Here is a 10,943-nt window from a genome sequence, read left to right on the forward strand (position 1 = left end):
ATAATAATGACCGGCCCAGTTTACATTGATGAAATATTCAATTCGATACAGGGCGAGGGCATATTTACAGGTGTACGCCAGGTTTTTGTAAGGTTCATGGGCTGTCCCCTGAACTGTGGCTACTGCGATACTCCTGACTCCAGACTTCCGGCTGGGCCGGTATGCAGGGTGGAACGCATCCCGGGCACTGGTGATTTAATGGATATCCCGAATCCTGTTGATATGGACACTCTTGTTGAGATTATTGAGGATGTATGGTCACCTGCCACTCAGCACCTTTCCCTGACTGGCGGCGAGCCTTTGACACAGACCGGATGTATCATTGAATTATCCGGGAATCCGGACCACCCCCTGTACCTGGAGACTAACGGCTGCCTGCCTGATGAGGCGAGAAAGGTACAGTATGTGGTGGATGTGGCGGCATGTGATGTCAAGCTGCCCGAGCACAAAGCAACTGAGGATTACCAGTCATTGTTAAAGGCCGAACTGGATACGGTTGGTATCTTTTATGATGCGGGTGCAGTAACATTTGCCAAATGTGTGGTGACTGACAAGACTTCTGGCAATGACCTGGACATAATTGCCAGGGGCCTGTCTGATATTGACGGGACCCTGCCCCTGGTACTGCAGCCTGTGACTTCCTGTCCGGGTTTTGAGCCGCCGACGTCAAAACGGCTGCTGGAACTGATGGATGCGGCAGGGAAATATTTGAAGGATGTGCGGGCAGTTCCGCAGGTGCATAAGATGATGGGGCAGTTGTGAAATTATTCTTCGACCCACTTGCGGGTCTCAATTAAGTAAAGGGAGCCGTTACGCTCTATTTCAGGAAATTTCCTTATCTCTTCTACCTTGAACCCGCTCTTGCCAGCTTCAAACCTGTCTGCCACCACCTTCCAGGGAATAGCGAAAGCAACCCGTCCTTTGCCCACACCCTGCCGCAGTTCTACTGCTAAAAATCCCTTCCTGCCCGATAGCCTGAGGTATTCGGACATCCTGTCCACCTGGTGTGACCCTTGTTTGTCTGTAGTGAAATGCTGGGTAAAATATAATGCTTTTGCTCCCTTGTCGGTGGAGATACTCTTGCATTCGATACCAAGGTAGTAATCAGGATGCAGTGAGTCAACTATCACGTCCAGGTACTGATGGGTGAACCTGTGCTGCTTGAGCCGGAATGCTATTCCTTTTATCCTGTTTTCTTTGAAATAGGTATTGAATGATCTTACAAGCTGCCGTTCGAATTCTGTCATGCATTGCACCACGTTTAATGGATATATAGGAAATTATAAACGCATTTGTTAATCTTGACGCTGAAATTTGATACATGATGAAAAAAACCTCACACGTATCCCTTTCAAATTAAATGGTAATTGATTATATTGCTCGGAATTTTGAGACACAGATTTCACTGATTACACAGATTAATAGTTATTGTGAAAATCAGTGAAATCTATGTCTATATTAATTTTGCATTTTCACATACTTTTTGAAATGGATACCATCACACTTCTATTTTGCCCGGGAGGGGCTTTCTTTAGAGAGGATAATCCTGGATATCTTTTAGTGATTTGACTGTAAACGAATATGCACTTTTCACCCGGTGTAAACCTGGCAAAATTAATTAAACATAAATATTAACATTGTTCTCTAAGAACTATAAATCCAGGAACACACCACCATGCCACACAATACGCATCTGATCGCACAATATGCTCAATTAGCTATGATACTGGAAGTATGTGCTACCCCAAAACCCGGCAACGTGGACAGGGACCATAACTATCCCGACACCCATTTCGAACATTTCCTTGCATCTGCCGTCAGTGTATATCCTGTACTGAAAAAAGCATCCGCTGATGATAAAGATATTGGGAAGTATATTCATGAAGCAGTAGTCGAAAGTGCAAAATGGCAAAGCGGTGGTAACACACACTTCGGGGCGTTTATCCTGCTTATACCACTTGTGATGGCAGCAGGCAAACTCAGAACACAAATGAACGGGGGGCCTGGTATATTTCCTGAACTTGAACAATGTGTAGTGGAATTGGTAAAAGATACATCAGCAGATGACTCTGTTGAACTGTACAAGGCATTTTCAAAAGCAGGTGTTCGAATAAATGACGTGGATGACCTGGACCTTGCAGACCTGGCATCGATTGATGAGATCAGGTCAAGAGGGACTACATTATACCAGCTGATGGAGATATCCTCCTCCTATGACATGATTGCAAGGGAATGGACCACAGGATTTCAGCTTACATTCAAGTGTGCAAACAGCATCCTTGGAAAGTACAGGTCTATGAGTATCAATGATACATTGGTCCGGACATTCCTTGAAATACTGGCAGGGAATCCTGACACCTTTATCCGGACCAAGTTCGACCTTGAACTGGCTAAAGAGGTATCCGGGAGAGCTCTGCATGTTGTTGAACGCATCAATAGCTCTGGATTTGAAATTGCAAAGCCAGATATCGAGCAGTTTGATGAGCAGCTTCTTAGTGAAGGGATAAATCCAGGTTCGACCGCAGATATAATAATTGCAGGTCTTTTTGTTGCATTGATGGGGGGATTGAAGTTTTGAGCATTGAACTGGATAGTTACGGAATAATGGAAGGTATCAATGAGGTCATCGTCACTACAAAGTCCATTGATGACCGGCCCAATGCTGCACCTATAGGCCTTATCAGGCGCAATGGAAGGCTCACAGTCAGGATTTATAACGAATCACATACCTGCACAAATATTAAGGATACGGGATTGCTGGCTGTGAATATAGTAGATGACCCTATAGTGTTTGTTCGATCGGCTCTTGAAGACCTGGATAAGGAAAAGTTCGAGTTCATTGAAACTGGTACCGGTATCAATTTTCCAGTGCTCGCCTCCTCTAACGGATGGGTAATATTTAAGGCTGGGATTACAGAAGGGGACATTGCAACAACTGCTGAATTACAATTCATCACAGGTAACATCAAAAGTATGGGAATAAGGCCAATAAACAGGGGATTTAATGCAGTGATAGAGGCCGCGATCTATGCCACAAGATATAAAGTATTTAATGATGAAACTTTTTTATCTAAGATAAAATCATATGAAGCTTTAATAAATAAGTGTGGGGGCCGCAGTGAAAAAGAAGCATATAGTCTAATAAATAGATTACTGTTAATTAAATGTTGAGATTCACATAAATCATTCATTCGATTTGATTAACTTTTGTACAGACTCTTATGGATTATTAGAGATTGTCGGAAAAGTACCTAAAAAGCGCCTAAATTGAAACTTCCAGAAATATTGTTAAAACTAAATCACTATGCTGCGCCCGGTCAAGTTTAGACAGTAAAGCTAAAATATTCGAAAATTAGGCTTTTCCGACAATCTCTATTATACTATTTATTAAAACGAAAATTTTTACACACTATTACCAAAAAAATCCTTGCAAAAAGAGTATACTAATTAAAACTGGAAAAGACGCAAGAGTTAATAAATGACAAACACTGCAAACATATTGCAGGAACTTGTAACTGATTTGAAAAATCCTGGTGGCATTGAAGCATGCACCATCGTCAGCCGTGATGGGCTTTTAATGAGTTCTGACATACCTGGTGGCATAATGGACGAAACATTTACTGCCATGTTCGCGACTATGCTGGAAGCTGCAGAAACAGCTACTACACAACTTGATAAAGTACTATCTGGCAGGATAATTGTTGAATGGCATAACAGGACTATATGGGCACGAAGTATCCCTGGGAAGGGGTGTGTCTTCCACATCATACTGCCTGTTATGCAACCTAATACAAGCTCATAAATGTTTAAATAATATGAATGTAATTGTATATGTAGAATAATATATGTAGACTAATATAAATTAGTTGAACTGTGTTTTGTGTGGGAATCAAAATGACTAAAATGATAATGATAGTGGATGATGAACCAGATACGGTCGAACTGGTAAAACTTGTCCTGGAAACAGAAGGTTATGAGACTTCAGCAGCATATAGTGGTTCGGAAGCTCTTGAAAAGATCAAGACCAAAAAACCGGATATGGTACTTCTTGATATTATGATGCCCTTGATGGATGGATGGGCAGTACGCACGAAGCTGTTGGAGGACAAAGAAACAAAGGACATACCGATCATCATGTTAACTGCCAAGGCCCAGCCCATTGATAGGATGATCGGGCTGCATGTGGTGGAGGTGGCCGATTATATTACAAAACCTTTCGGACGCAGGGAACTTGTTGATAGAGTAAGGGCGGTGCTGGGAGAATAGTAGATATACTTGTCTGCTGTCGATATATTTATTAATCCTGGGATAGTGTTCTCAGGAATCTATCAGGTGGTTGAACAGGTATGGACAGACTGGCACTCATTAAACGGAATACTGAAGAGATTGTAACACAGGAAGAACTGGAACGGTTACTGGAGACTAAGGAATCTCCTACTGCCTATGTGGGCTATGAACCCAGCGGTAAGATACACATGGGTCATGTCCTAACCGTTAATAAGTTGATAGACCTGCAGAACGCCGGATTTAAGGTGACGGTGCTGCTGGCAGATGTTCATGCGTATCTCAACGAGAAGGGGACCATGGAAGAAGTAAAGAAGGTTGCTGATTTTAACAAGGAATGTTTTATTGCACTGGGTCTTGAGGAAGGGAAGACCAATTTTGTTTATGGCTCTGATTACCAGCTTGAACCTGATTATATGTTGAGTGTGTTAAAACTGGCCCGGGATACGACACTGAACCGTGCCAAACGCAGTATGGACGAGGTCAGTCGTAGTACCGATAATCCAAGGGTGTCCCAGATGGTGTATCCCCTGATGCAGGCCGTGGACATTGCTATGCTTGGAGTTGACGTGGCTGTTGGCGGTATTGACCAGCGTAAGATACATATGCTGGCAAGGGAAGGGCTGCCCGGGCTGGGGTATAAGGCGCCTATTTGCATACATACGCCTATCCTGCTGGGACTGGACGGCAAGAAAATGTCCTCCTCGTCAAATAATTTCATTTCCATGGATGATACAGAAAAGGCGGTAAAGAAGAAGGTCAATAAGGCGTTCTGCCCTGAAGGGGATATAGTGGATAACTCGGTGCTGGCGCTGTTTAAGTATCATATCATGCCCAGGTTTGAGGAGATCACTATACATCGGCCTGAGAAGTATGGCGGTGACCTGCATTACCCTGGATATGAGGAACTGGAGGCTGAGTTTGCATCGAAAGAACTGCATCCTATGGACCTAAAAGCAGGTGCTGCGGATTACATGAACAGGATACTTGAGCCTGTGCGTGAGAAGATGTGACTTTTGTTATTAGTATTCTTTTCAATGTGATGTAAGGCACATGCCGGCCTTTATGAGCGTGGGGTGCAGGGATTAGGGAATGCTCATGACTTCTATAGTTTTAGCCTGCTTTTTGCAACTTTCAAATTGCTAAAGTCTGAATTTATTCCGTCCTTCTTATTCATCCTTAGCGTGAGTCTCCTTTAACATATCATCAATTCATCTGAACATCTCATTAGAATACGTAACTTTTTCAATTTCCCATCCTTTTGGTGTATATACCAGTAGTGGTAAACGATATTCATATCTTATATCCAGATACCCGTTCACAATAACCCAATCGACCCGTGCAAGAATATCTTCCGGTGAAAGGTCATGATAATATCCATAGACCGGACTCCGGTCAAGCTTTAACTCAAGCAGCTTCTTCTGTCTTGAACCTTTTAATATTTTTACAAGCAGGTTCCGGCCCCCACTCATGATCAGATTATCAGCACCTCGTAGGATTGCTGTCAGTTCCTCTATGGGAAGGGTACTTATACCCTTTGGATCGAGTGTATATGGAACCCTTTTTACTCTTTTTGACATAACAGATTATAGATTGTAGAGGATTTTATCTAAATGTACTCAGTATGCTGCAATATCCAGTCACCAATCACATCTAACGCAGTCGGTGATATGGTTTCTTCGATCTGTTGATACTCAGATGGGAATCCGGTTGTTGCGGTCTGGAACAGGTGGTTCAGATCTGGCAGTTCCATCACCGTATAGTCCTTATTGCCTCCGGTCAGTAAGGCTTCCTCAATAACTGGCAGGTTTTGCCTGGGTGGAACCTGCATGTCTTTTTCACCGATGATTGCAAGTACCGGGCATTGTACATTTATTAAGGTTGGTTTGGGGTCATAGGTCAAAAAATATCTAAACCATGGCGATAAGTATTTCTCTATTTCAGCCTGCTTATTTTCTTTAGGCATTTCAATTTCATCCAGAATCACATTGAGCTTTTTTTCAGCAGCCGCATTGTCTATCTCATTTTTTACCACATCGAATATGCGTGATTGCATCTCACGGTTCCTGGTGATTTCATCATCGCTTACTCCTTCTGATATGAGCATAAGTTCTGATTGCAGATACAGGATCTCTTCTCCTGTTACGCCTGGTCCTCCTATCATCACAATAAAAGCAACATCTTCTGATCGAACAGCTGCCATTGGGGCAATTATCCCTCCTTCACTATGACCGATGAGACCGATCTTACCTGAGTTGATCTCCTCACGACCTTTAAGATACTCAACGCCAGTGAGCACATCACCTGCAAAATCCTCGCTTGTAGCCTGGGATACATTACCGCTTGATCCCCCTATTCCACGATCATCCACTCTTAGGACCGCGATCCCACGACGTGTCAGGTAATCAGACAGTACAAGGAATGGGCTATGACCTAATATCGTTTCATTACGATCCTGGGCACCAGAACCAGTGATCAGCAGCACTGCAGGGAATGGGCCTTCTGATGTTGGCAAAGTCAATGTCCCGGCGAGTTCAATTCCCGTAGTCTCATTTTTATAAATGACTTCTTCGTCTTCGTATGGATACGGTCTCTCCGGTTCCTGCGGCCGATTGAGAACAGGTGCTTTATCAGTGCGTTGTAGTATTAATGGAAATGATTGTCCGGACTGTTCCCAATTTCCATTAATGGTTTGATCATCCTCACTGAACATGCCATTATAAACGCCCCGGATGGATTGTACCTCAAGATTTAACTTATCATTTTGAAAAGTAACCTTGTCTACAGGTATGCCGGTGACTCCCTGGTCAGGGCTATTTATAGTTGCGGTTAATGCACTGTTTTGCCCTGCTGAAATATTGAACACAATTCGAAGTTTTGTGCCGGAAACCTCCAGGACTCCCTGCCATATGCCTTGAATATCTTGTTGATCTGTAAGTACTGTACCCCCATCATCCTGATCAGAAACACTATCATTCTGTGAGGTACAACCAAGACCAAACACACTCAATATAATCACGAAGATCACAGTAATTTGTTTCATAATAATTCCTCTACTCAATTAATTATGGGTATTTTATTTAAACTATTTGATAATGATAAAATGACTCTGGTGTGCGCCCTCCCAATGTGCAATTCGGGAATTCTTGACCGTCGTTGACATCGTTGACATCGTTACGTATCTTATTTTTATAGTATGTCAAATGGGTCAATTTTGGGTGGGAATTTACAGTTACATCTGTATCTAATATATCTATGGAAATAACTGGATTTTAGTATTGTGTCTATCAAGTGTAACTTAATATACCAATAAACAATTATAAATATAATGATTCCATACATAATGATAATGAAATTCTACAACCGGCAACGTGAACTTGAGCTTTTGGACCTGCTTTATGGAAGTAGACCATCGTTGTTGGTATTAACAGGTAAAAGAAGAGTAGGAAAAACTGAACTGATAAAACAGTTCATGAAGGACAGGAAGTCGCTTTATTTTTTTGTTGACAGCAATAAAAGTATTGAGATTTTAATGACCGAGTTTAACCATCTGTTAAAAGACGGTCTTGGACTCCCGGATTATTTTCAGGTGGATGAAACAGAAACGTTCCTTGAATTTTTAACCACTTATGAAGAAGATGTTGTGGTAGCCATCGATGAATTCCAGAGATTCTTGAAGATACACCCATCTTTTATCACACAACTTCAAAAATACTGGGACCTGAGATCAGACGATTGTCGGCTGTTCATGATAATTTCAGGTTCATCGATAGGTTTGATAAAGAAAATATTCATTGAAGAAGGTGCCCCACTTTTTAAACGTGCCGACAATATCTTGACCCTAAAACCATTCACCATCCGCGAGGTCTTTGAAATGCTTGGGGATATTGGCATAAAAGACACGAATGAAAAACTTGATCTATATCTACTTTTCGGGGGCACAGTATACTATTACAGGTTGTTTGATAAATATCGATGCACCGGTTTTGCAGACGCACTTGAAAAACTCATCTTTAATGAGTTTGCACCACTTGGAAATGAAGTACGTGAAATCCTGATAGAAGAATTTGGCAGGGAGCATGCCACCTACTATGAGATCATATCTGCTATCGCCAGGGGCCGATGTTCTCTAAGTGAGATATCGGGTATGAGCCACGTGTCTGCAAATTCACTGGCACCGTACTTTTACGACCTCATTGATCTTCTGGGAATTGTTGAACATCGGATACCGGTCACAGATGTACCGAAAAAAAGCAAGCGTGGAAGATATTTCCTCAAGGACAACTTCTCCAGGTTCTATGGGTACTTCATTTATCCCATGCTGAGCCAGTACATGGCAGGAAATTATACGGCTTTGATGAAGACGGTTTTGCAGGAGTGGAAAAGTTTTGCAGGCTGGGCATTTGAAGATGTTTACAGGGAATTACTTGTTGAGGAACTTATAGCACAATATCCGAAAATCGGTCCATGGTGGGACAGAAGAGGAAATAAGATTGATCTTGTTGGAATCAATTATGAAGAAAATAAGTTATTGCTCATTGAGATCAAGAATATGGAACTTAGCGAAGATTCTGCAACGAAGATACTTAAATCCACAGCTGACAAGGCTGGATATATCAAAGGAAGTTCCGAAATGGAAGTTATTGTGGGGGTCGCTGCCCGAAGAGTACAGGGCAGGAAAAGGATAAAAAGCGATGGTTTTCATGTATGGGAACTGGGTGATCTCCTGGAAGAAAAAACAGTTCCTGACAAATAATCATTGAAAGGGCCTGTCATCCCACACAAAGAAATTGCTCACTTCGCTCGCATTTTCCAAGCCTTCAGGAAAGTATGTACTTTACTACACGTTAAAAAACATATTTATACTTAAGAAATATATTCAGCTTACATGTCCAAAGAACGGGAAAATATAACAGAAGACCTTCAAAAATTGCAAGACCCCGAAAGGGCAACTATTTTATCTAAATTTTTCAAGACAGGAAAAGGTGAATATGGCGAAGGTGATATATTTCTTGGAATCAAAGTTCCTGAACTGCGTAAGATTGCAAAACAGCATTCTGGTGTCCCACTGGATGATATCGGCCTGTTGATGAAAAATAATATCCATGAATATAGATTGATCTCTTTGTTCATTCTTGTTCTTAAGTACAACAAAGAAGATTCTAATGGAAAAAAAGAAATCGTTGATTTTTATCTGAGTAATATAAAATATGTAAACAATTGGGATCTTGTTGATAGCTCAGCACCACATATTTTGGGTAATTTTCTAATGGACAAAGACAAATCAATATTATACAAATTGGCAAGATCAGACAACCAGTGGGAGCGAAGAACAGCAATGCTCTCAACATTTACATTCATAAAAAATAACAGATTTGATGATGCTATAAAGATCTCAGAGATTCTATTATTCGACAAACATGACCTGATCCACAAAGCAGTCGGTTGGATGTTAAGAGAAATTGGCAAAAGGGATCTCAAAACAGAAGAAGAATTCCTGCAAAAACACTTCAAAGAAATGCCAAGGACTATGCTAAGATATGCTATCGAGAAATTTGATAAAGATAAACGAAAATTCTATATGAGTAGATAGCCTAAAAATTCCCATTGAAAATTGACCCACACTATATATTAAAATCCTCCTGTTTTATTGCAGGAGGTTTGGGGTGTCAACGGCATGAGCGTTTAGTCTGATTGGGATTCTAATTTTTAAACATTGGTCATCGATTAAGGAGTTTGACATAGTCGGTATGTATTGATTTTCCAAAAGACCAATGATTTCATACGATTCTATAATTTAATTTAAATCGAACACGGATGACACGGATTTATTTATTATCCGTGTCATCCTTGCAATCCGTGTTCCATTACAATATTACTCCTAACCGATGACACATGAATTTTCAACTTATTTTGCGTCCACTCATTTTTCCATAGGAGATTGGGATTCGGACAATAAATAAATATAATATATATATATATATATATACTTAACACCCAAATATCACTTAGTGATTACACATGATTAGTGAAACCAAAATCTCAAGTGGATATTCAACCGTTATTCCAGCAGATATTAGAAAATCACTTGGCATCAACCCAGGTGATATTTTAGAATGGACTCTTGGAAATCACGAAATCAAAGTAAAGCCGCGCAAAAAAGTGGAATTTAAGGACATTGTGGGTTTGATCGAGGAAGGCGGTGATGCACGATCCGCAAAAAAGAAGATCCAGCGCGGTGTATAAGTGATCTTTATTGATTCGTCTTACTATATTGCCATAATGGATAAGAGAGACCAGTGGCATCAAAAAGCCCTCGAACTATCCAACTATTTTGAGAAGAAAGACATCGTTGTGTCGAGTTTTATTATCTCGGAAGTCCTAACTGAGATTAGCAATCGAAGTGGCGGAAAAGTTGCCTACAATTTGTATAATTATTTTGAGGATTCATGCAGGGTCGTCCACATTGACAAAGATCTGCTTATCGAGAGTTTGGATGTTTTCCTTAAGTATGATGGAACACTCCCTCTTGCAGATGCCAGTTCGATCGTAATTATGAATAATATGAAGATTAGCGAGATTGTGTCATTTGATTCTGATTTTGACAAAGTGGATAATCTAAATCGAATCCATAAGCTGGATTCTTAATTGCAGAATTG

General features: G+C 41.0%; 13 protein-coding genes. 10 read left to right on the forward strand and 3 right to left on the reverse strand.

Going from position 1 to position 10,943, the window contains the following annotated elements:
- Nucleotides 1–6: 6 nt before the first annotated feature.
- The gene (locus tag HF974_03925) at nucleotides 7–762 is read left to right on the forward strand and encodes a 7-carboxy-7-deazaguanine synthase QueE (protein MBC2697486.1); all 756 of its coding nucleotides are present in this window, start codon (nucleotides 7–9) and stop codon (nucleotides 760–762) included.
- Between the two features lie 2 nt (nucleotides 763–764).
- Here HF974_03925 and HF974_03930 read toward each other — a convergent pair whose 3' ends face one another.
- Nucleotides 765–1,247 carry a hypothetical protein gene (locus HF974_03930; protein ID MBC2697487.1) on the reverse strand — a complete coding sequence of 161 codons (483 nt, stop codon included), beginning with the start codon at nucleotides 1,245–1,247 and terminating at the stop codon, nucleotides 765–767.
- Between the two features lie 428 nt (nucleotides 1,248–1,675).
- Between HF974_03930 and HF974_03935 the strand changes: the two genes are divergently transcribed.
- From HF974_03935 to HF974_03955, 5 genes are all read left to right on the forward strand, one after another.
- Nucleotides 1,676–2,578, forward strand: a complete 903-nt coding sequence (locus HF974_03935) for a fumarate hydratase (GenBank protein MBC2697488.1) — start codon at nucleotides 1,676–1,678, stop codon at nucleotides 2,576–2,578.
- Nucleotides 2,575–3,171 (forward strand): DUF447 family protein, encoded by a 597-nt coding sequence (locus HF974_03940; GenBank protein ID MBC2697489.1) that lies wholly within the window; start codon nucleotides 2,575–2,577, stop codon nucleotides 3,169–3,171. The genes HF974_03935 and HF974_03940 overlap by 4 nt, the downstream gene beginning before the upstream one ends.
- A 307-nt stretch (nucleotides 3,172–3,478) precedes the next feature.
- Entirely contained in the window at nucleotides 3,479–3,802 is a 324-nt protein-coding gene (locus HF974_03945; GenBank protein ID MBC2697490.1) for a hypothetical protein, read from the forward strand.
- Between the two features lie 92 nt (nucleotides 3,803–3,894).
- Nucleotides 3,895–4,266 carry a response regulator gene (locus HF974_03950; protein MBC2697491.1) on the forward strand — a complete coding sequence of 124 codons (372 nt, stop codon included), beginning with the start codon at nucleotides 3,895–3,897 and terminating at the stop codon, nucleotides 4,264–4,266.
- Nucleotides 4,267–4,346: 80 nt separating this feature from the next.
- Nucleotides 4,347–5,297, forward strand: a complete 951-nt coding sequence (locus HF974_03955) for a tyrosine--tRNA ligase (protein MBC2697492.1) — start codon at nucleotides 4,347–4,349, stop codon at nucleotides 5,295–5,297.
- Between the two features lie 198 nt (nucleotides 5,298–5,495).
- On the opposite strand, the gene HF974_03960 is transcribed toward HF974_03955, so the two are convergent.
- Nucleotides 5,496–5,864: a hypothetical protein gene (locus tag HF974_03960; GenBank protein MBC2697493.1), complete on the reverse strand. Its 369-nt coding sequence runs from the start codon at nucleotides 5,862–5,864 to the stop codon at nucleotides 5,496–5,498.
- Between the two features lie 29 nt (nucleotides 5,865–5,893).
- Nucleotides 5,894–7,327 carry an alpha/beta fold hydrolase gene (locus tag HF974_03965; protein MBC2697494.1) on the reverse strand — a complete coding sequence of 478 codons (1,434 nt, stop codon included), beginning with the start codon at nucleotides 7,325–7,327 and terminating at the stop codon, nucleotides 5,894–5,896.
- Nucleotides 7,328–7,633: 306 nt separating this feature from the next.
- Here HF974_03965 and HF974_03970 point away from each other — a divergent pair, with 306 nt between their 5' ends.
- The 4 genes from HF974_03970 (at nucleotide 7,634) to HF974_03985 (ending at nucleotide 10,932) form a co-directional block, all read left to right on the forward strand.
- Nucleotides 7,634–9,040 carry an ATP-binding protein gene (locus HF974_03970; GenBank protein ID MBC2697495.1) on the forward strand — a complete coding sequence of 469 codons (1,407 nt, stop codon included), beginning with the start codon at nucleotides 7,634–7,636 and terminating at the stop codon, nucleotides 9,038–9,040.
- Nucleotides 9,041–9,172: 132 nt separating this feature from the next.
- The gene (locus tag HF974_03975; GenBank protein ID MBC2697496.1) at nucleotides 9,173–9,877 is read left to right on the forward strand and encodes a DNA alkylation repair protein; all 705 of its coding nucleotides are present in this window, start codon (nucleotides 9,173–9,175) and stop codon (nucleotides 9,875–9,877) included.
- 431 nt (nucleotides 9,878–10,308) lie between these two features.
- Nucleotides 10,309–10,530 carry an AbrB/MazE/SpoVT family DNA-binding domain-containing protein gene (locus HF974_03980; protein ID MBC2697497.1) on the forward strand — a complete coding sequence of 74 codons (222 nt, stop codon included), beginning with the start codon at nucleotides 10,309–10,311 and terminating at the stop codon, nucleotides 10,528–10,530.
- 36 nt (nucleotides 10,531–10,566) lie between these two features.
- On the forward strand, nucleotides 10,567–10,932 hold the full coding sequence (locus HF974_03985; GenBank protein MBC2697498.1) for a PIN domain-containing protein: 366 nt from the start codon (nucleotides 10,567–10,569) through the stop codon (nucleotides 10,930–10,932).
- The last annotated feature ends 11 nt before the right edge of the window (nucleotides 10,933–10,943 follow it).

It is taken from the genome of ANME-2 cluster archaeon, from assembly GCA_014237145.1.
In the GTDB taxonomy this organism is placed as follows: domain Archaea; phylum Halobacteriota; class Methanosarcinia; order Methanosarcinales; family Methanocomedenaceae; genus Methanocomedens_A.